Genomic DNA, 24,355 nt, shown 5'->3' with positions numbered 1-24,355 from the left:
TCCCGATCATCCGGTAAAGACCTTTATATAGTGTATGCTGAAATTAGATAGCTTGTGAAATCCTGTTAATTATTGCCGAGCTGCTGGAATTGGTTCAACAGACCGGTGATCTGGTCGATCGTCTGGAAAATAGGGGAGTTGTTCAGTGCTTGAGGAGTCAGCTTGCCTGCCTGTGCCTGATCGATCAATCCATTCACTTCCGTGCCGAGTGTATCGGTATAACCGGATAACTGCTGGTGCAGATCCTGGGCAAAGCCGGGAACCTGCAGATTCTGAAACTGATTAATCTGGCTCTGTGCATTTTGCAATTCCTGAATCAGGCTCTGGCGTGCACTGGGATCGGTAATCGCCTGCTGTGCAAGCTCAGGCAGCTGCTGGGACAGCTGGGAAGTATTATTGATATAGGTAGTGACTTCACTTACATAGTTCACGGACTGGCTGACCTGATCGACTGCTGAACAGCCGGACAGCAATCCAGCAAACAGCAGGATAGATAAAATATATTTTTTCATGGGGAATGCACTCCTTTTCGGATGGTTACAGTATACTACTGTTAGGGAGAACCTATGGTTTCACGAAATCATGTACCGTCATCCCGCCAAGAAACGAGCATGGAAAGGAAGACAGTATGGAACCTACAGTAACAACAGAGCAGCAAATCGCAGAGTGGATGGTTAACCAGATTCGAGAGCAGGGTGTCTTAAAGCAGGAGGACGCGATCGCTCATGTTCGCGCCCAATATGGAGAACAGTACCTGTTTACCAGTGAGAGCGGCAATATTTCGCTGGATAAGGAAATCAAAAAAGCATTCCGCAAGTCTCATGGTGGACGTGTCGCCTGGGATCGTGACGGATTTTTCTGGGCATGGACGTAAGGGACGAATTCCCTGTATCCTGCAATACAACGCATATCGAAGTTAGAGATTCGGTTACAGTAAAAAGCGTCTGCATCAAGCAGGCGCTTTTTGTAATAGGATGAATTTTGTCGCTGCCGTTTCTACACGAGGATGAGGGTATGGCTGTCCTTTCCAAGCGAAACTGTACGGTGATATTGCGATTGCTGGCAAGCTGCATATAGATTCAATACTTAGAGGGGACGGATTGTAGATGTCCGGGAGTTATCGGATTTGTCGAGCATCAACTGCTGCAGATCATCCAGATTCTGAATGCGCAGCTGCTGTATTCCGCCATCTGTGCTGCTTTGAGGTAGGATTCGGTGATCGAGATATACATACAGCGCCATGCTGCTCGCGATCAGAAAAGAAAGCAATCCATAGATAAGTATTTGTCTCGGTTTCATATTAACAGTCTCCACTTTGAAATATATTCCACAAATTGTATAGTATAATGAATGAAAAGAATGTTGGTCGATGGTTGGGATATTGATTGTGGTGCAGTCTCTCTGCTATATACTATAAAAGCCACACGGCAAGCAAACAATGAAATGAATCTGATGAAATTGTCACTGCCTCTGCGGAAACATGCAGAATTACAGCTTTGGCAAAATTCCCGAAAGTGAGAGATTAACATGCCGGACATGATTAAATTGATTGTCGACACGGCCGGCCAGGAAGGCCATGGTTCGTTTGTTTATGTAGAAAGTCAAAAAGAAACAATGATCGGCAGACATACCGGAACGATCCAACTCGATCTGCCGCTATATAATCAGCTGGTCTCCAAACAGCACTGCCGGATTACCCGCCAGCATAATACCGTATACGTCGAGGACCTGGGCAGCAAGAACGGTACCGAGCTGAATGGTCAGCGTCTGCAGCCTTACCAGAAATATCCGGTGAGCGAGAATGACCAGCTGACTCTGGTAAACGGATTGGTCGGCCTGCGTCTGGAACGGGGTGTGGATTTTGAAGAGACCCGTGAATACCGGATCAGTGATCTGTTGGAAAACGAAGTGCGGTTAAATGATTATTTGCAAAATATTCAAGTCGGTGGCGACAGTATTACACTGTCCAAAAAGGAATACCAGCTGTTCAAAATGCTGTATAACTGCCTCGACCACTTTGTAACCCGTGAACAGATTGTACGTGAGGTCTGGCCGGAGCGTTGTGTAGAAGATGCCGAGCTGGTCGGCGTGGATGAGGTCAATTCACTGATTTACCGTACGAATAAAAAGCTGGGAAATCACTTTATGATCAAGTCAGTGTACAAAAAAGGGGTATATATGAAGAAACAGTCCCAGAATGAAGAGATCGACATCGTATCTCCGTCCTGATGCTGTAAGGTAGATTTGTCACAAGGGGGATGCACATGTCGCTTATGTTTGCCTTTCTCAAAAAGTACCGGGTTGCCGCTGTGCTGGCGCTGCTCATGATGTTTATCGAGCTGGCGCTGGAACTGCTGCAGCCCTTTCTCATCTCCAAAATTATAGATGATGGAGTGAGCCGTCAGGATGCTTCGACAGTGCTGCTGTGGGGAGGAATTCTGGTCGGGGGTACAGTTATTGCTTTTGTCGCCGGCATATTCAGTTCGTTCTATGCTTCCTATGCAAGCCAGGGGCTGGGCTATGATCTGCGGGAAGCGCTGTATACCAAAGTACAGTCTTTCTCGTATGCCCTGTTCAGCCGCTTTTCTTCTTCATCGTTAATTACAAGGTTGACCAATGATGTGACCATTTTGCAGGACATGCTGTTTATGGGTCTGCGCTTTATGCTGCGGATGCCGCTGCTGGTGGTGGGCAGCAGTATTATGGCGCTGATCGTTAATGTGAAGCTGGGTCTGCTGCTGGTCGTGGGTATTCCAGTGCTGTTATTGTTCGTTATCGCGGTCATGAAACGGGCTGCTGCGCGATTCCAGCTGGTACAGCGGCGTCTGGATAAGGTCAATAATGTGATGCAGGAAAATCTGACCGGGATGCGGCTGATTCGTGTATTCGTTCGCCGCCATCATGAGCGTAAACGTTTTGAGCAGCATAGCGGTGAGTTAATGACGGATACGGTCGCTGCGCTGCGTCTGACCGAGACGACGATGCCGTTTATCCTGTTTATTATGAATGCCAGTATTATTGCAGTACTGTGGTTTGGACATCGTGACATTATGAGTGGAAGCGCTTCAGTGGGTGAAGTAGTAGCGATTATCAACTACTCCATGCGTACCATGGGTGCCTTATCGGCATTCTCGATGATCGTGGCTTCCTTTTCCAGAGCGAGAGCTTCGGCTGAACGGATGGACGAAGTGATGAATGCTTCCGAAGAAGAAGTGAGCAGTCGTCTATCATCTGATCAGGAGGTAGGGTCGGCAGTGCGTAACGATGACCCTATTTTTGAAAATAGAGGATTAACCGAATCCAGGGTAGATCCTTCTTCATTACGCAAAGACCAGCGCGGCATTGCATTTGAGCGTGTCTATTTTCAATATCCCGGTGTCGATACGCCGATTCTGACGGATATTTCCTTTACAGCACGTGTAGGCCGGATGACTGCGATTATGGGAGCGACCGGTTCGGGCAAATCGTCATTAGTCCAGCTGATCTTACGGCTGTACGAAGTGAACAGCGGGCATATTTATTTGCAGGAACAAGATATTCGCAAAATGAGTGAAGAACAGCTGCGAGGTATCATTGGCTATGTGCCGCAGGAAGTCGTACTGTTCAGCGGCACTATTCGTGACAATATCGCCTGGGGCAATGAACATGCCACAATGGAAGAGATTGCAGAAGCTGCACGGATGGCCCAGATTCACGATACGATTACCCAGCTGCCGAATGGATATGATACCTTGCTCGGCCAGCGTGGAGTCAATCTGTCTGGCGGACAGAAGCAGCGTCTCTCTATTGCGCGAGCACTGGTGCGGCGTCCACAGATTCTGCTGCTGGATGACAGCACGAGTGCGCTGGATGTGCACACAGAATCACTGCTGCTGGAGAGCCTCGGCACGTTGTCCTGTACCACGATTCTGATTACCCAAAAGATCAGCTCGACGATCCGGGCAGACAAAGTACTGCTGCTCAGCGATGGACAACTGATCGCCCAGGGCAATCATGATGAGCTGCTTCAGCAGTCGGAGCTGTACCGGAAAATATATGCATCCCAGTTTGGAGAGGAGGAGCTTGGCCGTGTGGAAATCATTCACTGATCCTTTTCGTGTTGCAAGACCTCCGGCTGTAGCGGCCGAAGAACCGGGAGATATTCCTCAGGGAACACCGGCAGCAGGCAAGAAGCGACGTGCCAAAGACTGGAAAGGTACACTGGGACGGATATGGAAATATCTCTCCCAGCGCCGCTTTAAGCTGTTTCTTGTTCTGTTCATGGTGCTGTTGACCTCTGCACTGACACTGCTGGGACCGTATCTGGTCGGAATCGCCATTGATGATTTTCTGGAACAGGATGCCGGCAGACGCTGGATCTGGTTTCTCGCTGCACTGGGTGCAGTATATATTCTGAACTCGGTCACTTCCTGGCTGCAAAATGTCTGGATGATCGAGATTGCCCAAGAGACGGTCTACCGTATGCGTGCCGATCTGTTCTCGCATTTGCATCGTCTGCCGATCCCTTTTTTCGGACAGAGACAGCAGGGCGAGTTGATGAGCCGGGTGACCAATGATATCGAGAATGTCAGTTCGACGCTGAACAGCTCGGCGATTCAGATTTTCTCCAGCGTGCTGACGCTTATCGGTACGCTCGGTGTTATGCTGTGGCTCAGTCCGTTGCTGACGCTGTTGACCTTTATTGTCGTACCGCTGATGGCGCTGGGAATGCGCTGGATTACCCGGCGTACCGGTCCACTGTTCCGGGAACGGCAGCGTAATCTGGGTGAACTGAATGGTTATATCGAAGAGACGCTGTCGGGAGAGAAAATTATCAAAGCCTTTGCCCAGGAGCAGCGGGTGATTGGTGAATTCGGCGAACGTAATGACCGGATACGCTTCTCCGGATTCTGGGCCCAGACGATCTCCGGGTTTATTCCCAAACTGATGAACGGGCTTAATAATCTGAGCTTTGCCCTGATTGCCGGAGCAGGAGGACTGCTGGCGATCCGTGGTGCGATTACTGTCGGGGTAATTGTCATTTTCGTAGAATATGCCCGCCAGTTTACACGTCCGCTCAATGATCTGGCGAATCAGTGGAATACGCTACTGTCGGCGATTGCAGGAGCCGAGCGGGTATTCGAGATCATGGATGAAGAGGTCGAAGAGGCCGACGAACAGCAGGCTAAGGCTGTCCAGCAAATCAAGGGAGAAGTGGAATTCCGCGATGTGTCCTTTGGTTATGATACAGGAGAAGGACGGGATACCCTTCAGCATATCTCGTTCAAAGCCGAGCCAGGAGAGATGATTGCACTCGTCGGGCCGACCGGCGCAGGCAAGACTACGCTGATTCAGCTGATCTCGCGCTTTTATGATGCGGATGAAGGCATGATTACGATAGATGGACAGGATATCAAGCAGATGCGTCGTGCCAGTCTGCGTGAACATATGGCGTTTGTGCTGCAGGACTCATTTTTGTTCGAGGGAACGATTATGGATAATATCCGTTATGGACGGCTGGAGGCTACAGATGCCGAAGTAGAGCAGGCAGCAGTAATGGCCAATGCCGACAGCTTTATCCGTCGTCTGCCGGATGGATATCAGCATCATCTGGGACGGGATGGCGGTGGGATCAGTCAGGGTCAGCGCCAGCTGCTCACGATTGCCAGAGCGATGTTGTCCGATCCGGCAATTCTGGTACTTGATGAAGCGACGAGCAGTATTGATACGGTGACCGAGATCCGTATCCAGGAAGGACTGCAGCGGCTGATGCAGGGACGTACCAGCTTTGTGATTGCCCACCGGCTGAACACGATTCGGTCAGCCGACCAGATTCTCGTCCTGCGTGACGGACAGATTATGGAAAAGGGTTCTCATGATCAGCTGCTGGAACAAGGCGGATTCTATAGCGATCTATTCCACAGTCAGCTGAAGGTATCTTCCTGATCTACCGGAATCCAATATTCATGCTTGTATGGAAGCTTGTATGGAAATATTGTGGCTTATACAGACTGCTGCACTCGTAAGAGAATCGATCTACAAATAGCAAGAACGCCCTGTCATCGACAGAGCGTTCTTTTTGGTATGTTCTATGTGTGTACGTTTCAGCTAGTCCTGTTATCGAATATTAAAGCTGAGGCGGCTGATATCCCTGCTGTGGAGCGGGTGCAGGAGCAGCCATAGGTGCACGTGCTGATGGAGGATTTTGTCTTAGCCACTCAATCTGCTGAAGCACATCTTGCTCTGCTTTCTGATTTAAGTCGCGTACCATACGCGGAATAAGGAATAGATCAACCACAATCCAGACAAACAATGGGAATCCGGTCGCCAGCAGCAAAATAAGAAATGACCAGCTCGCTTCTTCACTAAATTCTGTGGCAAAAGCAAATCCGAAATAGGCAGCCATAGCTACCAAAAACAACACAAGCTGAACAATTGCACTGATCGTTCGTCTCAGATAAAAACGGTGTACCCCCAGATGTCCGCCAATTAGCATCAGGTAGGATAGAGCCAAAGATTTCTCTTTGGACCGTAGTTCCGAGTTGAGCAGCATCAGTTCCTGTGGAGATAATTCATATCTGGTTAGCATATTGGAATCAGTAATTGTAGCTTGGTGGCGTGATTGGCTTTTGGATTAGGATCTGATCAATAATATTATTCTCTACATAAGCATTATGCTCTCTTACCGAAGTGTGCAGCAGAAAGGCATCCACAACCCACCATACGCCTGTAACAACCAGTCCTACACCAGTCAGTGACAGAATCAACTGTGTAACTGCTGTTCCGATCTTGCCCATGTAAAAGCGATGACCTCCAAAAATGCCCAGGAAATACCACAGCACATAAGCAACGACCATGTTTTTACCATACGTTTTTACTTCCGACTCAAGCAGCATCAGTTCACGTGCGTCCAACTGACTTTTGCGCTGCATGTTGTAACTCATTCCCATACATAACCCCTCGATTTCTAAATGTAATAGCTTCTTCCAATAACAATGCCATTTTAACAACAATACAGAATATAATCTACCGTCTTCTACGATTTGAAGCGGCTGGGGTTACAAGAAAATTGTAAAAAAATACAAATTTAAATAAATAAATGATAGATGTTAATGGGCAAACAGGATAAATTCACACATAAAAAAGACCCCAATCCGGCAAAATGGCTAATCGGATGAGGTCTTTGATAATAGGGCAGTCAAGCACAAACTTTCTGTTTACGCGCAGTAGATTAATTCTCGATTACATAGGTCTTCACAAATGAAGGTCGCGGGAAAATGGAAGGCTGCTGTACATCAATACCTTCCTCGGTGTTCCGTTTGCGGTGAGCATGGCTGTACGCCTGGGACTCCTGCCATGCCGTAAAATTCTCTTCGGCATCCCACAATGTCAAAATCACATACGTATCATCATCCAGCGGACGCAGCACACGTATGCCGACAAATCCGGGTTCGTCTTCTACTTTGCGTGCCCGATTCATAAAACGGGCTTCAAAGGCAGAACGACCATCAGCAGTTACCGGAATATTATTGAGCACCGCATAACCGCCGCCGATTACACCGCTGCTGTCGAGTGTCTCGTAGCGGAATGTATTTTCGGAAGGAATATCGACAGGCAGAATCTCGTCAATTTCCATAACGTAGCGGGTCTCACCATTATGATGCATCTCTACCGCATCCGGCAGATGGGCAGCCTCGGGAAACTGATCATGAATATTACGTGAGCTTAGATAAATGTACATACAATCACCCTTCCACGATTAATAACTGAATCCTGATAAAAACTTGATAATTCTAATTTAGCATATATACAAAACGTACAGTTAATTTAAGCAGTCTGTTATCTACATACCCGGCAAGTATACAAGTTAACCGTACGTCTAATCAGAGCAGTCACATCCTGCTTTTTACAGAGACACAAAATAAATAGTTTGGAAATTTCAATATAAAGGATGAATAGTAATGAGTACTATTCTGACTACCCGTAATCTGACTCGCAAGTTTGGAAAAGAAACAGCTATTAGAGACGTGTCCCTAACCGTAGAGCACAACAGTGTGTACGGTCTGCTTGGTCCGAATGGTGCCGGAAAATCAACGACTCTGAAAATGTTAACCGGTCTGTTGGCTCCAACCTCCGGAGAGATCTTATTCGATGGACATCCCTGGAGTCGACGTGATCTTGCCCGGATTGGTGCACTTATTGAATCACCGCCGTTGTATGCCAATCTGACGGCTTATGAAAATTTGAAAGTACAGAGTATTCTACTTGGTCTGAATGATGTACGCATTTATGAAGTGCTGGAGATAGTGGGTTTAAAAAATACAGGTCGCAAAAAAGCCGGTCAATTCTCTATGGGAATGAAACAACGGCTTGGCATTGCTATTGCTCTTCTTCATCGTCCACAACTATTGATCCTGGATGAACCTACGAATGGACTTGATCCCATGGGTATCCAGAAAATGCGTGAACTTATTCGCTCTTTTCCCCAGACAGGGATGACCGTCATTTTATCCAGTCATATTCTGTCCGAAGTGGAGTTGATTGCAGATCATATAGGCATTATCAGTGAAGGCAAACTGGAATATCAGGGAGCGATCTGTCGCGGTCAGAATCTTGAACAGTTATTTATGGACGTCGTACAAGCCAGCCATATACAAAGGGAGGATGCATTGTGATTCGCTACCTTTCCGCAGAGCACCTCAAGTTCAGACGATCGGTTTCACGCAAATTGGTGGTAATCGTTCCGTTGCTCAATTTACTTGTTTCTTTTTTGATGAATCCTACCTATACCATGACCAATACATTCAATTGGTGGTCTATTTTCTTTATACCTTTAACAGTTGCACTGTTAAGCGGATTATCCCATCAAAAAGAACAGCGGGCTGTAAATTATAACCGGATTTTTTTGCTTCCGGTCTCGCTTTCCCGCATTTGGTATGGGAAGGTATTCATAATTGCCATTTATATGCTGCTGATGCTGCTGGTATTTGAACTCATGTTGTTCGCACTGCAGCTCATTTTCCCATCTCTCATTCAAGTATCTCCTACACTGCTGGCGATACTGCTGCTATGGGTGAGCACACTTTGGCAAATTCCATTTTGTCTATGGTTATCACGCAGATGGGGAATGACAGGTACACTGCTGATCAACGTTATGACCGGCTTGGTACTGGGTATCTATGCTGCTCCACTACGCGGGTGGTGGCTCAGTCCGTGGAGCTGGCCGATCCGTATGATGTGTCCTGCCATTGGAGTACACCCGAATGGAGTGCCTTTGACTGCTGGTGATCCGTTATGGAATTTTGCGGTCATACCTGCAGGTTTGTTATTTTCAATTGTACTTTTTCTGATTGTGCTGCTTGGGACAGGATCTGCTTTTTCCAGGCAGGCACAGACTCTATCTGTTCAAACGGGGAGGCATTGAGATGATTGGCATATGGAGATTCCTTTATGCGGATTATTATAAAGTGAAACGCACCCCCTATCCTTGGCTTCATATCTGTCTTCCCCTGGGATGGTCTATTATCTATCTGCTATATATGCAGGGACGCCAAGCTACAATCCTTAGCCTGTATTCCGGCTATATGGAAATGTTGGGAATAGTTCTCCCTCTGCTGTCGGGTATTATTTGTGGGATGGTAACCATGCAGGAAGAGCAAGCGGGAGAATTTCAAAACCTATTCATTCGCAGTCGGATCAAAGAAATTGGTTACTTTAGCAAATTGCTGTTTGTGTGGGCGTGTGGAAGCTTGGCTATTATGCTCGCAGCTATGCTGCTGGGTGCTGGAGTCTCTTTTCTATTAAAGATGGATCAAGTGCCGTATCTGACCTTTGTATGGGGAGCGATATATCTGTCTATCGGCAGTGGTATACTGTACATGATCCAGTTATGGGTCAGTTTTACATTTGGAATGGGAGTCTCCATTTTGTTGGGAGGCGCAGGTACGCTTATTGCAGCCCTGATGATTACCAGTGTTGGAGACCTGATCTGGCATTATATCCCATGGGGATGGGGAGTACGGATGATGGATAGTATGGCTCTGCTTCAATTGGGAACACTGACCAGCGGGATGAGAGCCTATCTCGAACACGATATGCAGACTGGGTGGTTATGGATGATTTCGGTTACTCTCCTTATGTTGGCTATCCATCTGATCTGGTTTCGTCAATGGGAGGGGAGTAAACACACAGAGTAGACATCAACGGGGCATTCGATTCAATGAAAGGGGAACAGTCATGTTCAAAATATTGGCGATCGATGATGATCTTGATATCCTGGCTCTCATTCGTAACATTTTGCAGCGTGATAAGCATCTCGTAAGTGTAGAAAATCAAGCCTATCGGCTGACAGCAGAGGATGTGCAGGGCTACGATCTGATTCTGCTGGATGTGATGATGCCGCAAGTGGATGGCTTCGAATTCTGCCGCACTATTCGCAGCAGTGTAGATTGCCCTATTCTTTTCCTCACTGCCCGATCAGAGGAAGAAGCGATTGTGGAAGGGCTCATGTCTGGAGCAGACGACTATCTGGCCAAGCCGTTCGGCGTAAGGGAATTGAGCGCTAGAGTCAGTGCCCATTTGCGCCGGGAACGCCGGGAAAAGAATATCTCTCGACAGCAGATCGGCGGTTTTACGTTTGATTTTGACATGAAGCAGATTTGGGTCGGGGATACTCAGCTTTACCTGACCAAGAATGAATATAAAATATGCGAATATCTGGCTCGCAATCGCAACCGGGTATTTACCAGAGAAGAAATCTATGACGAAGTGTACGGTATGGATGGTCATGCGCTATATTCCACCATTACGGAATTTATTCGTTCTATCCGTAAAAAATGCAAAGAGCATGATGTTATGCCGATTACGACCGTTTGGGGTGTAGGTTACCGGTGGCAATAACTATACATAAGAGAAAAACCACGTTGCGTCGTGAACTGTTTAAATATCTGATTTCGCTTGGGATCAGCTGTCTTATCGTTTTTGGACTTTATCTGGCAACAACGTCTCTTGCTATCAAAGCGGGTTGGGTACTGCCCGCCAATTATAACGAGCAACTGATCAAGCAGGGACAGCATGTGATTCAGGCTGCCGCATGGATAAATGAAGATATGCTTCCGTCAGGCTCCAAATACGTCGTGCTGAGCAAGCAAGATCGAGCACCCCTATACGGTAATATGGATGATACGGAGATCAAGCTGGCCAGCCAGATCGTTAATGGACAGTCTCCAGCCTATTATGGCCAAAAAGTATACACTCTTATTGAGCGAAAAAACGACTACTGTATATTGCAATCCGATTTGCGTCCGCAGTTTAGTTCGCCTTATTTGCGAGCACATCTGCCGAATTATGAGCTTACCGGGATCATACTGCTGATCGTGACGATCAGTGTTGTTTCTTTTACAATCACAACGATATTCGCCAACCGCTTCAGGAATAGCCTCAAAGCATTAACCCGGATTACAAATCATATCCAAAATCAGGATTTGGACTTTACAGAAAAGAAATCAGGCATCCAGGAGTTTGATGATGTCGCTCAATCATTGATCGAAATGAGAGATGCACTAAAGCAATCGCTGGAGAACCAGTGGAAAACGGAAAAAACCAAGCAGGAGCAAATTGCCGCGCTTGCTCATGATATCAAAATTCCAGTAACGATTATTAAAGGGAATGCCGAGCTGCTTTCCTTATCCGAGCAGGATGAAGAGCAGCAGATGTACACTAATTATATTCTGGGTGCAGGAGAGAAAATAGAGCAGCATGTACGTATGCTGATTCTGATGTCCAAAACAGAAAGCAGGCTGACCCTGAGTAAAGAAGAGGTACCGCTGAGCGAATGGATTGAAGAAGTACTCAGCAATACCAGGGCCTATGCAGGCTGCAAGGATATCAGCATCCAACAGCAAATAGAGTGCTCCGAAGCGATCGTTTATCTGGACCCTCAGCTGCTACATCGAGCCTTGATGAACATTATAGCCAATGCACTGGATCATACGCCCGAGGGAGCCAGCATGGAGCTTGAGATTCACTGCAAATGCCAGCAGTTGTCCATTATTATCACGGACAGGGGCCCCGGATTTACTGCAGAAGCGCTGGAGAAAGCCACTGAGCTATTTTATCGGGGAGATAAGAGCCGTACAACGAGCGGTCATTATGGTATGGGATTAACATTTGCCGAATATGTCATCAAGCTGCATCGGGGGACGCTGCAGCTGCAAAACGATCTTATCACTGGTGGGGGCAGGGTTACCGTGAGCCTGCCGGTCGAATTCAATGGGGATCACGCCAAAACGGGTTGATAGCAACGAAATAAATGGCTTCGTTTTCTCCTTTTAGTGAAATGATATGCTGTGCTTTGTATGCTATACTGAATAAACCTGAGCACAAGATATTATTACTATTGAATCCATGTTCTGGATGAAGCGTTGAAGGAGGAAGTCTATGAATTCCAGATATTTGGCGGGGATATCACTGGCGGTGATGGCAGTTGGATTTATCATCACACTGTTTTTGCCGGACACCCTGCTGGTCAAGATTATTCAGGGAGGCTTTGAAGCGGGACTTGTCGGAGGAATTGCGGACTGGTTCGCGGTTACTGCACTGTTCCGTCATCCGCTGGGCCTGCCTATTCCGCATACATCCCTGTTAACACGTAACCGGGACAAGATTATCCGCTCGCTGATCTCGGCGATGGAGAATGAGTTATTGAACAAAGAGAGTATCGAGGCGAAGCTTCGTCATTTCAAATTATTCCCGTTCGCGGTATCTGCGATTACGCGTCAGCTGGGCAAAAAGACCATCCGGCGCGAACTGATCGATCTGGTGATTCCGCCGATCAGCCGTATTCCGCTAGAGCCGGTATCACGTTTTATCGCTTCCGGACTGGCTGATTATGCCCAAAAAGCCGATCTTCAGGCAGCAGGCAACAAGGTGCTTACCCATGCGCTGAACGAACGTTATGACGAGAAAGCGCTAGATCATATCCTGACCCAGGTGCATGAATGGGCACTGCGCCCGGCAAGCCGGGACAAGCTCGGTGAAATTGCCAGTGAACAACTGGAAAATATCAACCTGGGCGGTCTTAAAGGTTTTGCTTTCCAGGCGTTTGCCGGCATGATGAATGCAGAGAGCCTGGGCGGCATTTTGCAAAACATTCTGCTGTCGACGGTATCTAATCTGCAGCAGGAGGATAGCGAGTACCGTGAATCCATTTTGCGTGAGGTGCGGGTACAGCTATTCCAGGTCGTGGATGAAGAGAACAATTGGGACCGGATCAAGGATTGGACACGGGCTACGCTTGAAGGCGAGGCAGCTAACGTGTTCATGATGGAGCGTCTGGAAGAACTGCGCGGTATGATCGTCGGTATGCTGGAGCGTGAGCGTGACAGCGGTGGACGTCATTTGTTCATTATGTACCGCTCGATTATCCGTGACCTGAGCAAGGACCAGGAGAAAATCAATGCCTGGGAAGAACGCTTGCTGCAAGGAATTATCGGTCTAGTCGGACGCAACCATTATCGTCTTGGTCAGCTGGTCAAAGAAAATCTGGATCAGATGGACAATGATACACTGGTGCATATGCTGGAAGAGAAAGTCGGCAATGATCTGCAGTGGATTCGTGTAAACGGCGCAATCTGCGGATTTATCGTTGGTCTGATCCTGACTGTAATTCAGCTGCTGGTTGCTTAATGACAGACTTTACTTGATAAAGAACACGGATGCCCAGAACAATGATTTCTCATCGGGTTGCAATGGGTACTTCCAATAAATCTTCATAGCAAAAGGCATTCCATGTCGATGATGGAATGCCTTTTTTTATTTTATGGATAATAAAACTCTAATGGATGCAGCCGAAAAACCTGCCATTGCCGAAGCAGACAGGTTCTTGAACCGGAATAGTCCAATTGTGATAAGGACCCTTCGGATAGAAGGGATATCCGCAGGAGTATCGGAACTGCACAGACTAGCTATCCAGAATGGACAGGCCGCGGAAGACCAGGGATTCATACGGCTGCAATGTTACCGTACGATGCTCTCTTGCCTCCTCGGCAATCTGCTCGGAATGAGTACCATGAGTGCCGATAATCAGCTCGGCATTTTTCAGTCGATCCGCCAGATGCTGATCCAGCTGCACTTCCGCTTCCGAGCGCGAGAAATTCAGGATAATCATCCAGTGTTCATCATCCCATTCCCGGGTATAAGCAAAAATCTGCTTGTGCTCCGAAATGATGCAATCGTATTTGCCATACATAAGAGCAGAGCTTTCCTTGCGAATATGGATCAGTTTGCGGTACAGGTGCAGAATAGAGTCAGGATTATCCTGATTGGCCTGTACATTGATCTCGGCAGCATTCGGATTAGCCGGAATCCATGGTGTATGCTGGGAGAATCCAGCATGTTCACTGTTATCCCACTGCATCGGGGTACGGGCATTGTCCCTTGCCTTGTTGCGGATACGCTCCATAATGACTTCGGGATCTTCATTATACTGTTCCACCATTTTTCTGTAATATACCTGCGCTTGCTGCTCGGTAACATCATCGATGGTATGCAGATGTGTAGCATTGGTCATTCCAATCTCGTCTCCCTGATAAATATGCGGTGTACCGCGCAATGTCAGCAGGAAAATGCCCAGCATTTTCGCGGATTCTTCCCGGTATTCGCCTTCGTCACCCAGGTACGAGACCAAGCGGGGATGATCATGATTGCTCAGATAGATGCCCATCCAGCCTTCGCCGTACAGATCTTTTTGCCACTTGGCGATAATTTCCTTGAGCTCATGTAGCTCCCACGGTTTGCTTTTCCACATGTCCTGCGGATCATCGGATATTTTGGAAGCTTCGATCATCAGAATAATATTCAGTTCTTCCCGTGCAGGGTTGCTGTAGGCTTTGACGTCGTCCAGCGTGACATCCGAAGCTTCGCCGGTTGTGAAAATATCATAGTGCGAGAAGACTTCCTTGTACATTTCATGCAGATATTCGTGAATATGAGGGCCATTTTTGTAGAATTCTGAGGAGTTGGCCTGCATGTTATCTGTGTCCTTGGCATCCGGAAAACGGGTATCTTTGGAGATAGAGTTGACGGCATCGATCCGGTAACCATCAATGCCCAGATCCAGCCAGTATCGCATGGCTTTATGCATATCCTGACGGACGCTGGGATTATCCCAATTCAGATCCGGCTGCTTGGTTCCATAAGAGTGCAGGTAATACTGTCCGGTCTGCTCGTCCAGCTGCCACATGGAATCTCCGAGAAACGATGTCCAGTTATTCGGCGGACCTCCATCCGGTGCCGGGTCTCGCCAGAAGTAATAGTCGCGGTACGGATTATCCCTGGAAGAACGGGACTCCTGGAACCACGGATGCTCATCCGAAGTATGATTGATGACCAGATCCATAATGAGTCTCATATCGCGCTGATGTAATTCATGCAGCAGCTGTTTCCATTCTTCCAGCGTGCCATACTCGGGATTAATATCGTAATAGTCAGTAATATCATAACCATAATCGGCGTTACTGGTCGGATAGACTGGCGTAAGCCAGAGAATATCGACCCCCAGATCCTGCAGATAATCCAGGCGGGACAGGATGCCGGGAATATCACCGATTCCATCGTTATTGCTATCTTTGAAGCTGCGCGGATAAATCTCGTAAATGACACTTTCTTTCCAGAATTCCGGTTTCATAATTTTCTTCATGACGGTTCTCCTATTCCAGCGTAAGAGTGATTTCTATTTTAAGTTTATTTTGGAGTTCTATGATCTCAATTGCACAATATATGATTGTGGACTACCATCTATATACATACCCGCATACAGCTTACGGAAATCCGGCAACTGGGAAAAGATAAGTAGAAAAAGGTTCCAGCCAAAGATCAATCACTTGCTGCCTGTTCAGGGTAATGAGAGTAAGGGAAGTTGCAGGAAGGGAAATGATATCATGATACAAGCTGAAGTTATTCCATCGGAGCATGGCTGGACATGGTTTCGTCAGCAGGATAGCAGTCATTTGATCGAGCATCCTGATTTCGATGAACGTATCCGGAAATGGGCATCAGAGAGTCTGATGTGCCGTCATAATCATATCTCTACAAGCTCTCATCTGGAGGGGACCCATACGATGAGCGGTACACTCACTGTCAAGCTGACAGATGAGCCTCATGACAGCTGGCTGCTCCATTATTATATTGCCGGTGACAAGCTGGTAACCGTAGGCGATATGAGCTGGCTGGTACATCAGGTGGAGCCCGAGGAATGGGATCGGCACATCGCTGGTCTGTCCAGACCGGTAGAGGGCTTTCTGTTTATTATGAATTCCTTTATCAGGGCTTTGTTTGCACGTATGGACGAGATCGAAATGGATCTGACGGATATTGAAGAACGCATGAGAAAAAGTAACGGCAGCCGACTGCTGCGCGAAATTATCGATCTTCGTAATCAGCTGACCCGCTGGAATCTGCATACTGTAGCGCTTCGCGAGATTGAATATGGAGTGGAAGAGACCTTTCCCGAGATTATCGATCATTCGGAGACCTACCGGATTCTGAGCATCTATCTCAAACGTATTCGTATGCTTCAGCAAAATTATGAACACGAGATCGATTCCTTGCTCAAAGTGGACGATAATATTGCCAATTACCGCTCCAATACGATCATGAAGACACTGACCGTATTTACGGTACTGCTGACGCCGATGACAGCCCTGGGTGCTATATGGGGAATGAATTTCAAAAACATGCCCGAACTGGAATGGAAGTGGGGTTATGCAGGAGCCCTCGGTCTGATTTTCGGACTGACGCTGGTTACGTATTTGTGGCTGCGGAGCACCGGCCTGACCGGAGATATTCTTAATATGGATATGAGCCGCGACAAAAACAAGGATCTGCGTAAATAAAATACAGAACAAATATCCGCCCGGCATCACAGCCGGATTTTCTTCAGATACTGCCGTCTCAGACGCTTTTTGCCAAAGCGTCTTGTTGGCATACTCAAATTTCCTCCTTGTCATAACCTGTAAACAAATACATGGCTTGTTCCGATAATGAATAAATTGTTGCCATTTGTAACAATTATCGAGTTGTTCAGCCATTTATTAGATGGTAACGTACATAGAGTCTGGAATAAACAAAAAGGAATAATTTCCATAATCCAGGCGATACAATGTTGGGAATTTCAAGTTATACGACATCATGGATCATACAAAATCGGCTGCCCGTGCCTATAAAAATATAAACGGGCGTGTAACTTTATCCGCATAGGGGCTGTCTAATAGACAGGGATAATGGAACAAGTACAGTTAATCAGGGGACAAGGGGATGACAAAGTGAAAAAGCAAATCAGTTCAGCGTTGTTGGCAGCAACACTAGTAGTTAGTGGAGGGTTACATACACCATCTGCAGAAGCGGCAAAACTGATCCAGATTACCGTGAATGGCGTACCGCTGGTTACCGATCAGGCACCGGTTATGTCCGGATCACGGACAATGGTTCCGCTGCGTGGCGTTTTTGAAGCACTGGACGCCAAAGTACTGTGGAAACAAAGCACCAAAACCGTTACAGCTGTCAAAGGAACGACTACTGTTGTACTGCCTGTGGGTTCTACCCGCGCCACAATCAATGACAAATTGACCGCCATGGATGTGCCGGCCAAAGTGATCAAAGGCAGAGTAATGGTTCCGCTGCGGTTCGTAACCGAAGCAATGGGCAGCAAAGTTGGCTGGAATAAGGCCACACAGACCGTCAGTATTACAACAAGCAAAGGAACGACTCCAATTACGACTACACCATCGACAGGTTCGGTATCGCCGGTAGCCTATGTCAATGCCAGTGTCATCGGTCAGCAGGGTAATGGCAGTGATCTGCAGGTCGCTTTCCCGGGATCTGCAAGTGCGTCTGCCGTCAGCCAGTATCGTATTCTGGTCGTCAAATCTGGCAATATCAATTCTTTTAACCTGGCATCTGCACAGAATGTGCCTGCAGCCAATTACCAGATCGTACCGAAAGGCAGCAGCAATTACACCATTACCCTGCTGCCGCAATCACGGGATACGGATGGTGCCCTGATCCAGAAAAATGTCAGCTACCGCGTCTATATACTGGCTGTCGGCAATCCTGGCTATACCAGTGCACTGACTATGGCACAGACAATCACCAATCTGGGTAGTACGGTATCTGCATCCGCTACACCGGGAGAAGTGAAAGCAAGTGATGTAGCGGATAACGCAGACGGACGCGATCTGTCTGTATCATTCAATAAAGTGTCGGACGAGAGCAAAGTATCCGCTTACCGCATTTTTGTCGTTCCTTCCAGCAATGCAAGCAGCTTCAACCTGTCCGAAGCAGGCAAAGTAAACAGCGACAACTATACCAGCGTCACCAAGGATGGTTCCAATCATACGGTACGTCTCAAGTCTTCCACACGTGATACCAATGGCAAAATAATAGCCGAAGGCATCTCCTATACTGTATTTGTTACGGCAGTAAGCAGCGGCGGCGATACCCTTGGCTTGTCTGCAGCTTCCAACTCGCTGACACTGGGCAAAGCGGTCGATGCACCATCTATTACCAAAGTTACCGATGTAGGCAATAATGGGGATGCGCGCGATCTGCAGGTTTCCTTTGACAAAATCTCCAATGAGTCCAGAATCAGCGGCTATCGTGTCTTCGTTGTCCGCAGTACAAACTCCGGCGACTTTGATCTGGAAAAAGCGAGTGCGCTGAATTCCAGTCGTTATATGGATGTATCCAAAACAGGCAGCGATCGTGAAGTTACTCTGTCTTCTTCGCTCAAGGATAACAATGGTGACAATATCAAAAATGATGTATCCTACCGCGTATTCGTAATGTCCAGAGGAACAGGTTCATACAGCAATTCATTATCATCTGCTTCTTCGACCATCACACTTACATCAAGCAGTAAAACGGTAGGCAGCACCAATGGTGTCAGCGTCAGTGATGTGAGCGATTATGGAGATGGACGCGATCTGCAGGTTTCCTTTAATAAATCCGGCGATGAAAATCTGGTCAGCCAGTATCGTATTCTGGTCGTCAAATCCGGCGACTCCAGCAACTTTACCCAGACCAAGGCTCAAAAGGTATCCAGCTCCAACTACACCTCGGTCAGCAAAAACGGCTCCAATCGTGTTATTGTACTGGCTTCCGGAGCGCGTGATGTCGATGGCGATCTGGTCAAAAACGGAGTAGCTTATCGTGTATTCGTCCTGAGTGTAGGTTCCGGTGATGCCTCGGATACGTATTCCCTCTCTTCCGCTTCGAGTACCATTACACTGGGCGGCAGTACAGCAGCCTCTGTAGTGAATAGCCTGACAACCAGCAACAGCAGCGCGAACAGCAATCCGTCCGATATCACAGTGAGCTTTACGCCTGCCAATGATACCGGCATTTCTGAATACCGGATGATCGTGGTGCGTAATGATCAGAGCAGCGGATTTACGCTAAGCGCAGCCAATTCTGTATCTTCTGCCAACTATACGCGTGTCGCCAAAACCGCGTCCAAAGTTACCCAGGCATTGCCTGCAGGTGCCAAGGACTACAGTGGCAATGCAATTGATAAAAATGTGAGCTATCGCGTGTTTGTACTCACGGTAGCAGATGGTTCGGTTCGTTCAGTGAATGCACTTTCCAGCGCTTCCAATGATTTTGTAATTACTAACAAGAACGTGGCAGCGCCGACCAATGTAACGGCTACGGCCGATAATAATGCTGGAGCGATCCGTGTTAACTTTAATCGTCCATCTGACAGCTCGGCTATTGGTTCCTACGCGATCATGCTGGTGCCTTCCGCCAATGCGGATAGTTTCACCCTGGCGGATGCCAACCGTCTGAGCGGTTCCCGTTCTCAGACAGTAACCGGATCTACGTACAGCGAATGGGCATTCAGCACATCCAATGTGGATGTGAATGGTGCCTCAATTCGTCAGGGCGTAGCCTACAAGGCATTCGTGCTGTCGGTAGCCAATGGACGTGATGCGACTGTGAATGCACTGTCCACTGCTTCCCGTGAAGCACAGCTGAATATCCAATAATTCATTGGATAGCCGTTCGGCAGAACATGATTTTGTCTATTCTCAAAGCCCTTTTCGGTGTGATCACCGGAAAGGGCTTTTTGCTTTTTGGATATACGGCTTCAGATATGCTGATCTGTCTCTTGCCGCTGGGGTCTGCTGTATTCCATCAGCTGGTGTATCATGCTGCTGAAGAGGATGGCGTATAACCAGTTCATGTATGCGAACTTTATAGAAATCCGATATACAAAATTGACGGACATCCGGGTAAAAGGGGTAAGATGAAAGAGGAACCATCCTATTCTATGCCGAAGATGGCGGAAAGAGGCAGTGCAATGGACTATGTGAAGCTTGGACGTACAGGGCTGGATGTATCCCGGATTTGCCTGGGATGTATGAGCTATGGAATACCGGATCGTGGACCTCATCCGTGGACATTGAATGAAGAAGAGAGTCGACCTTTTATCCGGCAGGCGCTGGATGCAGGGATTAACTTTTTTGATACAGCCAATGTGTACTCGGATGGTACGAGTGAAGAGATTGTAGGTCGTGCTCTGCGGGATTTTGCCAATCGTGATGAAGTGGTAATTGCCACCAAAGTTCATGGTAAAATGCGCTCCGGCCCCAATGGCGGCGGATTATCCCGTAAAGTGATTACGACGGAGATTGATAATAGCCTCAAGCGGCTCGGAACAGACTATGTGGATCTGTATCAGATTCACCGCTGGGACCCGAATACACCGATCGAAGAGACACTGGAAGCGCTCAATGATGTTGTACGTGCCGGCAAAGCCCGTTATATTGGCGCTTCTTCCATGTATGCATGGCAGTTTATGAAGGCGCTGGATATTTCCAAAAGTAAAGGCTGGGCTTCCTTTGTATCGATGCAGAATTATGTGAATCTGCTGTACCGGGAAGAAGAAAGGGAGATGCTGCCGCTCTGCAAAGCAGAAGGAGTAGGTGTTATCCCATGGAGTCCGCTGGCGCGAGGCAGATTGACCCGCGATTGGGAAGCAGAGACTGCCCGCTCTGAAAGTGATACATTTGGGCAGGGATTATATGCGAATACAGCAGATGCCGATCGTCAGGTAGTAGAGCGCGTCGCACAGATTGCCGAGCAGCGGGGAGTTCCGCGCGCGCAGATCGCTCTGGCCTGGGTACTGCAAAAAGAACCGATCTCTGCACCCATCGTTGGCGCAACCAAATTGAATCATCTGGAAGATGCAGTTGCTGCACTGAATATCCAATTAACCGAAGAAGAGATTCGCCAGCTGGAAGAACCTTATGTACCTCATCCGGTTGTAGGTTTCCAGTAATCAAGCGGTCAATATCTATCGCTGATCATAACGCTTTAATTCAAACAAGCACGTAGGCAGATTATTCGCCTACGTGCTTGTTATTTATTCAGATCGTCGATAATTGATCTGTAGTTCTTGGTTGTAATTCTCAGCCACATGCACGCTTACTCTTCGGACGATCTGGATCTATCAAGCGATATGAAGTGCAGTGACAATTTTGTTTTTGCCGGAACGTTTGGCCTGATACAGATAACTGTCTACTCTTTCAAACAGGTCTTCCTTGGTCAGACCTGGCTCACAGCTATGCAGACCAATACTGACGGTTACTGTCTGATTATTTAGCTCTTTCCAGCGCAGTCCGGACAGGTGACTGCGTATACTCTCGACCAGCTCATAGGCTTCATCGAAGTTTTTATCCAGAATCAGCAGTGCAAATTCTTCACCGCCATACCGGGCAGCAATATCGCTGGAAGAGATATACTGCTGAATGACCTGGGATATAATGCCGAGTACCATATCCCCGACACGATGTCCGTACGTATCATTAATCTGCTTGAAATTATCAATATCCAGCAGAGCCAGATGCAGGCAGGAATCCTGGCTGGCGTAATTAAAGGCTGTATCATAATAATCGCGAAATGAAATCTGATTGTACAAGTTGGTCAATCCATCTGTCTTGGAGAGCTTGCTCATAATCGCATTGCGAACGATCAGCTCCTGCTTGGCCTGTATCGTCTGCTGCAGATCAACCATCAGCTCGCGGCCGCTAATAAGAATAATATGGGCAATAACCGTACCTGCAAGAATAAATGAAGGAGTAGCGACAGCGTCAAAAGAGGATAGGAAATCACGGAAGTGTGCGTCACTCAGATATAGAGTTACAAACGTCACCATTTGCAGAATAGAAGAAAACCACAGCAGTCGTTTTCTAAAGAAAATGACGGAAGAGAATATGGGCATCAGACAAAGCGCAGGAATAATGCGAACATCATAATTGAGATAAATAATTACCCATGTAATAAATGTGCTTGTAATAGACATGGCATAAAAGATGAAATGCGGCTGCTGCCTGTGAATCCAATGCGTCCAGATAATCATACCGCTCATTAATACGGCAGGAACCAGCAAAGTGTTAATATAGAAGTCATATTTGCTTATTGGATAATACAAAAATAAAAAACACCCTAACTGGGCGATAGTATGAACGAAAACGACAAGCCAGTAGGAACGGATAAACTTGCTGATCCACTTAGACTGGTTGCCCAGTTGTTCGGGATAATTATGGGGAAGCTCTAGAAATTTCATAAAATCACCATACTGCCGGATTCGAATGTAGATTACACGTTAACCTAATTATTATAGATCATTACTCAGGCAGATTAAAAGGCAAGCATTACCAATCATTGCTCAAATAAAAAGTATATTTCATAACAGCCTCCCAAGAAAAAGCCTACTAAGAAAATCGCTAAAAAGACGACTCTCTCCGCTAACGCATTATATAGAAGAAAAGATTCGTAAATAATCAAAATACATCAGGCCGGGTTTCACTTTGGTCAGACGTGTTAAATATAGAAAGACGAGTTAATAAAGAGACGATTCTTTTTCACCAATGCACATAACATCCAATATTCACTACAGGAGGCGCAGATCATGACTACTTTTACGACACCGCTGGAGATTGAACATCATACAATAGCTACGAACGGGATCAATCTGCATGTAGCGCAGGCAGGTCCGATGGATGGACCGCTTGTTATTCTGCTGCATGGATTCCCCGAGTTCTGGCATGGCTGGATGAATCAGATTGAAGCACTGGTAGCCGAAGGATACCGGGTATGGGCTCCTGACCAGCGCGGATATAATCTCAGTGACAAGCCGCAGGGGATCGAATCCTATACACTGGATGTACTGGTGGATGATATTGCCGGTCTGATCCAATCGTCCGGACATGCCCAGGTAGATATGGTAGGTCATGACTGGGGAGCGATCGTACTGTGGAGATTGTCGGAGCGTTATCCGGAGCTGATCCGTCGACAGGTGATTATGAATGTACCTCACCCGGCAGTAATGATGGACTTTTTGAAAAGCCATGCCAAACAGATGATGAAGAGTGCTTATGTATTCTTTTTCCAGATTCCCGATCTGCCCGAGAAAATTCTGGCGTCCAAAGATTGGAAGCGTCTGACCGGTATGCTGCAGCAGTCTGCCAACGAAGGAGCCTTTTCCGAAGAGGAGCTTGATCTGTATCGTGAAGCCTGGTCACAGCCGGGAGCAGATACAGCGATGCTTAACTGGTATCGTGCCCTCATGCAAAAAAGACCCGAGATTTCGGATACAGCGATGATTACTGTTCCTACACGCATGATCTGGGGTTCCAATGATCAGGCACTGAGCAAAGAAATGTCCGACCTGAGTATCCGTAAATGTGAAAATGGAGAATTGATCCATTTGGACCACTGTACACACTGGCTGCACCATGAAGATCCAACGCGCGTCAATACCTTGATATTGCAGCATTTGAAGTACGATTAAAGACAAAAAAAATAAAATTACAAAAATTACCTTATAGTCATTGTTTTTCTTCAGGTTATGGGTTATAATAAGAATATCGAAATCGTGACCTGAACTCACATATTGTAGAGGGTTATTATTTTGAAGGTTTATAACCTTGTACAATATGTGATTTTTCTATTTTATCGGATGTATTTTCCTCTGAATAAAGAAGGTCATGTAAATTTAATTTTGGAGGTATTCCACATGCAAACAGGTACAGTAAAATGGTTTAACGCAGAAAAAGGTTTTGGTTTTATCGAGGTTGAAGGTGGCAACGATGTATTCGTTCACTTCTCCGCTATCCAAGGTGACGGCTTCAAAACTTTGGACGAAGGCCAACGCGTAGAATTCAACGTAGTTGAAGGAAACCGTGGACCACAAGCTGAAAACGTTGTAAAACTGTAATTCAGCTAAGAGACGCCCTTAACGTTTGTTAAGGGTGTTTTTTTATTAAGCAAGCCCATGTATTTCCATGAGCTGGATGATACGGTATTTTTTACTGTT

General features: G+C 47.0%; 23 protein-coding genes. 16 read left to right on the top strand and 7 right to left on the bottom strand.

Annotation, left to right across the window (positions count from 1 at the left end; genetic code table 11):
• Positions 1–65 precede the first annotated feature (65 nt).
• On the bottom strand, positions 66–512 hold the full coding sequence (locus WH46_RS05185; protein WP_017813952.1) for a DUF6376 family protein: 447 nt from the start codon (positions 510–512) through the stop codon (positions 66–68).
• A 116-nt stretch (positions 513–628) separates the two neighbouring features.
• On the opposite strand from WH46_RS05185, the gene WH46_RS05180 reads away from it, so the two are divergent.
• A complete protein-coding gene (locus WH46_RS05180) occupies positions 629–874 on the top strand; it encodes a DUF6953 family protein (RefSeq protein WP_046225952.1) in 246 nt (81 codons plus the stop codon).
• A gap of 212 nt (positions 875–1,086) precedes the next feature.
• Here WH46_RS05180 and WH46_RS05175 read toward each other — a convergent pair whose 3' ends face one another.
• On the bottom strand, positions 1,087–1,299 hold the full coding sequence (locus tag WH46_RS05175) for a hypothetical protein (protein ID WP_046225951.1): 213 nt from the start codon (positions 1,297–1,299) through the stop codon (positions 1,087–1,089).
• Between the two features lie 228 nt (positions 1,300–1,527).
• Between WH46_RS05175 and WH46_RS05170 the strand changes: the two genes are divergently transcribed.
• From WH46_RS05170 to WH46_RS05160, 3 genes are read left to right on the top strand one after another with little or no spacing between them, the layout of a single operon-like run.
• Positions 1,528–2,229 carry an FHA domain-containing protein gene (locus WH46_RS05170; protein ID WP_017813955.1) on the top strand — a complete coding sequence of 234 codons (702 nt, stop codon included), beginning with the start codon at positions 1,528–1,530 and terminating at the stop codon, positions 2,227–2,229.
• Positions 2,230–2,264: 35 nt separating this feature from the next.
• Positions 2,265–4,088, top strand: coding sequence for an ABC transporter ATP-binding protein (locus tag WH46_RS05165; protein ID WP_046225950.1), 1,824 nt, complete (start codon positions 2,265–2,267; stop codon positions 4,086–4,088).
• Between the two features lie 52 nt (positions 4,089–4,140).
• A complete protein-coding gene (locus WH46_RS05160; protein WP_407944398.1) occupies positions 4,141–5,925 on the top strand; it encodes an ABC transporter ATP-binding protein in 1,785 nt (594 codons plus the stop codon).
• A gap of 181 nt (positions 5,926–6,106) precedes the next feature.
• Here the strand turns inward: WH46_RS05160 and WH46_RS05155 are convergent, their stop codons facing one another.
• From WH46_RS05155 to WH46_RS05145, 3 genes are all read right to left on the bottom strand, one after another.
• On the bottom strand, positions 6,107–6,493 hold the full coding sequence (locus WH46_RS05155; protein WP_231584293.1) for an NINE protein: 387 nt from the start codon (positions 6,491–6,493) through the stop codon (positions 6,107–6,109).
• An 82-nt stretch (positions 6,494–6,575) separates the two neighbouring features.
• Positions 6,576–6,923, bottom strand: a complete 348-nt coding sequence (locus WH46_RS05150; protein ID WP_036630103.1) for a TM2 domain-containing protein — start codon at positions 6,921–6,923, stop codon at positions 6,576–6,578.
• 287 nt (positions 6,924–7,210) lie between these two features.
• Positions 7,211–7,720, bottom strand: a complete 510-nt coding sequence (locus WH46_RS05145; RefSeq protein WP_017813960.1) for an antibiotic biosynthesis monooxygenase family protein — start codon at positions 7,718–7,720, stop codon at positions 7,211–7,213.
• A gap of 220 nt (positions 7,721–7,940) precedes the next feature.
• Here WH46_RS05145 and WH46_RS05140 point away from each other — a divergent pair, with 220 nt between their 5' ends.
• The 6 genes from WH46_RS05140 (at position 7,941) to WH46_RS05115 (ending at position 13,665) form a co-directional block, all read left to right on the top strand.
• Positions 7,941–8,654, top strand: a complete 714-nt coding sequence (locus tag WH46_RS05140) for a lantibiotic protection ABC transporter ATP-binding protein (RefSeq protein WP_046225947.1) — start codon at positions 7,941–7,943, stop codon at positions 8,652–8,654.
• Entirely contained in the window at positions 8,651–9,403 is a 753-nt protein-coding gene (locus WH46_RS05135) for a lantibiotic immunity ABC transporter MutE/EpiE family permease subunit (RefSeq protein ID WP_046225946.1), read from the top strand. The genes WH46_RS05140 and WH46_RS05135 overlap by 4 nt, the downstream gene beginning before the upstream one ends.
• A gap of 1 nt (position 9,404) precedes the next feature.
• Positions 9,405–10,175 (top strand): lantibiotic immunity ABC transporter MutG family permease subunit, encoded by a 771-nt coding sequence (locus tag WH46_RS05130; protein WP_052714126.1) that lies wholly within the window; start codon positions 9,405–9,407, stop codon positions 10,173–10,175.
• Positions 10,176–10,215: 40 nt separating this feature from the next.
• Positions 10,216–10,878: a response regulator transcription factor gene (locus WH46_RS05125; RefSeq protein ID WP_046225945.1), complete on the top strand. Its 663-nt coding sequence runs from the start codon at positions 10,216–10,218 to the stop codon at positions 10,876–10,878.
• Positions 10,879–10,901: 23 nt separating this feature from the next.
• Positions 10,902–12,275 (top strand): sensor histidine kinase, encoded by a 1,374-nt coding sequence (locus WH46_RS05120; protein ID WP_052714125.1) that lies wholly within the window; start codon positions 10,902–10,904, stop codon positions 12,273–12,275.
• A 142-nt stretch (positions 12,276–12,417) separates the two neighbouring features.
• Positions 12,418–13,665 carry a DUF445 domain-containing protein gene (locus tag WH46_RS05115; RefSeq protein WP_046225944.1) on the top strand — a complete coding sequence of 416 codons (1,248 nt, stop codon included), beginning with the start codon at positions 12,418–12,420 and terminating at the stop codon, positions 13,663–13,665.
• Positions 13,666–13,939: 274 nt separating this feature from the next.
• On the opposite strand, the gene WH46_RS05110 is transcribed toward WH46_RS05115, so the two are convergent.
• A complete protein-coding gene (locus WH46_RS05110; RefSeq protein ID WP_082208313.1) occupies positions 13,940–15,676 on the bottom strand; it encodes a glycoside hydrolase family 13 protein in 1,737 nt (578 codons plus the stop codon).
• 241 nt (positions 15,677–15,917) lie between these two features.
• On the opposite strand from WH46_RS05110, the gene WH46_RS05105 reads away from it, so the two are divergent.
• The 4 genes from WH46_RS05105 to WH46_RS05095 all read left to right on the top strand — a co-directional run bounded on the left by WH46_RS05105 (position 15,918) and on the right by WH46_RS05095 (position 21,316).
• A complete protein-coding gene (locus WH46_RS05105; RefSeq protein ID WP_046225943.1) occupies positions 15,918–16,871 on the top strand; it encodes a magnesium transporter CorA family protein in 954 nt (317 codons plus the stop codon).
• Between the two features lie 429 nt (positions 16,872–17,300).
• Positions 17,301–20,021, top strand: a complete 2,721-nt coding sequence (locus WH46_RS05100; RefSeq protein ID WP_052714124.1) for a copper amine oxidase N-terminal domain-containing protein — start codon at positions 17,301–17,303, stop codon at positions 20,019–20,021.
• 32 nt (positions 20,022–20,053) lie between these two features.
• The gene (locus WH46_RS24025; protein WP_156172220.1) at positions 20,054–20,209 is read left to right on the top strand and encodes a hypothetical protein; all 156 of its coding nucleotides are present in this window, start codon (positions 20,054–20,056) and stop codon (positions 20,207–20,209) included.
• Positions 20,210–20,335: 126 nt separating this feature from the next.
• Positions 20,336–21,316 carry an aldo/keto reductase gene (locus WH46_RS05095; protein WP_046226019.1) on the top strand — a complete coding sequence of 327 codons (981 nt, stop codon included), beginning with the start codon at positions 20,336–20,338 and terminating at the stop codon, positions 21,314–21,316.
• Between the two features lie 171 nt (positions 21,317–21,487).
• Here the strand turns inward: WH46_RS05095 and WH46_RS05090 are convergent, their stop codons facing one another.
• Complete coding sequence (locus WH46_RS05090; protein WP_046225942.1) at positions 21,488–22,603, bottom strand: GGDEF domain-containing protein; 1,116 nt, start codon at positions 22,601–22,603, stop codon at positions 21,488–21,490.
• A gap of 345 nt (positions 22,604–22,948) precedes the next feature.
• On the opposite strand from WH46_RS05090, the gene WH46_RS05085 reads away from it, so the two are divergent.
• Both WH46_RS05085 and WH46_RS05080 read left to right on the top strand, forming a co-directional pair.
• Complete coding sequence (locus WH46_RS05085) at positions 22,949–23,830, top strand: alpha/beta fold hydrolase (RefSeq protein WP_017813973.1); 882 nt, start codon at positions 22,949–22,951, stop codon at positions 23,828–23,830.
• Between the two features lie 225 nt (positions 23,831–24,055).
• Complete coding sequence (locus WH46_RS05080) at positions 24,056–24,256, top strand: cold-shock protein (protein WP_017813974.1); 201 nt, start codon at positions 24,056–24,058, stop codon at positions 24,254–24,256.
• Positions 24,257–24,355 lie beyond the last annotated feature (99 nt).

It is taken from the genome of Paenibacillus dauci (assembly GCF_000971985.1).
Lineage (GTDB): Bacteria > Bacillota > Bacilli > Paenibacillales > Paenibacillaceae > Saccharibacillus > Saccharibacillus dauci.
This window is presented reverse-complemented; position numbering and strand designations above follow the sequence as displayed.

What these genes read in the sequence shown, in the direction of transcription:
- WH46_RS05175 (WP_046225951.1), bottom strand. Translation starts at nt 1,299, where the DNA reads ATGAAACCGAGACAAATACTTATCTATGGATTGCTTTCTTTTCTGATC.
- WH46_RS05085 (WP_017813973.1), top strand. Translation starts at nt 22,949, where the DNA reads ATGACTACTTTTACGACACCGCTGGAGATTGAACATCATACAATAGCT.
- WH46_RS05110 (WP_082208313.1), bottom strand. Translation starts at nt 15,676, where the DNA reads ATGAAGAAAATTATGAAACCGGAATTCTGGAAAGAAAGTGTCATTTAC.
- WH46_RS05145 (WP_017813960.1), bottom strand. Translation starts at nt 7,720, where the DNA reads ATGTACATTTATCTAAGCTCACGTAATATTCATGATCAGTTTCCCGAG.
- WH46_RS05165 (WP_046225950.1), top strand. Translation starts at nt 2,265, where the DNA reads ATGTCGCTTATGTTTGCCTTTCTCAAAAAGTACCGGGTTGCCGCTGTG.
- WH46_RS05080 (WP_017813974.1), top strand. Translation starts at nt 24,056, where the DNA reads ATGCAAACAGGTACAGTAAAATGGTTTAACGCAGAAAAAGGTTTTGGT.
- WH46_RS05140 (WP_046225947.1), top strand. Translation starts at nt 7,941, where the DNA reads ATGAGTACTATTCTGACTACCCGTAATCTGACTCGCAAGTTTGGAAAA.
- WH46_RS05150 (WP_036630103.1), bottom strand. Translation starts at nt 6,923, where the DNA reads ATGAGTTACAACATGCAGCGCAAAAGTCAGTTGGACGCACGTGAACTG.
- WH46_RS05090 (WP_046225942.1), bottom strand. Translation starts at nt 22,603, where the DNA reads ATGAAATTTCTAGAGCTTCCCCATAATTATCCCGAACAACTGGGCAAC.
- WH46_RS05125 (WP_046225945.1), top strand. Translation starts at nt 10,216, where the DNA reads ATGTTCAAAATATTGGCGATCGATGATGATCTTGATATCCTGGCTCTC.
- WH46_RS05115 (WP_046225944.1), top strand. Translation starts at nt 12,418, where the DNA reads ATGAATTCCAGATATTTGGCGGGGATATCACTGGCGGTGATGGCAGTT.
- WH46_RS05105 (WP_046225943.1), top strand. Translation starts at nt 15,918, where the DNA reads ATGATACAAGCTGAAGTTATTCCATCGGAGCATGGCTGGACATGGTTT.
- WH46_RS05180 (WP_046225952.1), top strand. Translation starts at nt 629, where the DNA reads ATGGAACCTACAGTAACAACAGAGCAGCAAATCGCAGAGTGGATGGTT.
- WH46_RS05170 (WP_017813955.1), top strand. Translation starts at nt 1,528, where the DNA reads ATGCCGGACATGATTAAATTGATTGTCGACACGGCCGGCCAGGAAGGC.
- WH46_RS05095 (WP_046226019.1), top strand. Translation starts at nt 20,336, where the DNA reads ATGGACTATGTGAAGCTTGGACGTACAGGGCTGGATGTATCCCGGATT.
- WH46_RS05185 (WP_017813952.1), bottom strand. Translation starts at nt 512, where the DNA reads ATGAAAAAATATATTTTATCTATCCTGCTGTTTGCTGGATTGCTGTCC.
- WH46_RS05130 (WP_052714126.1), top strand. Translation starts at nt 9,405, where the DNA reads ATGATTGGCATATGGAGATTCCTTTATGCGGATTATTATAAAGTGAAA.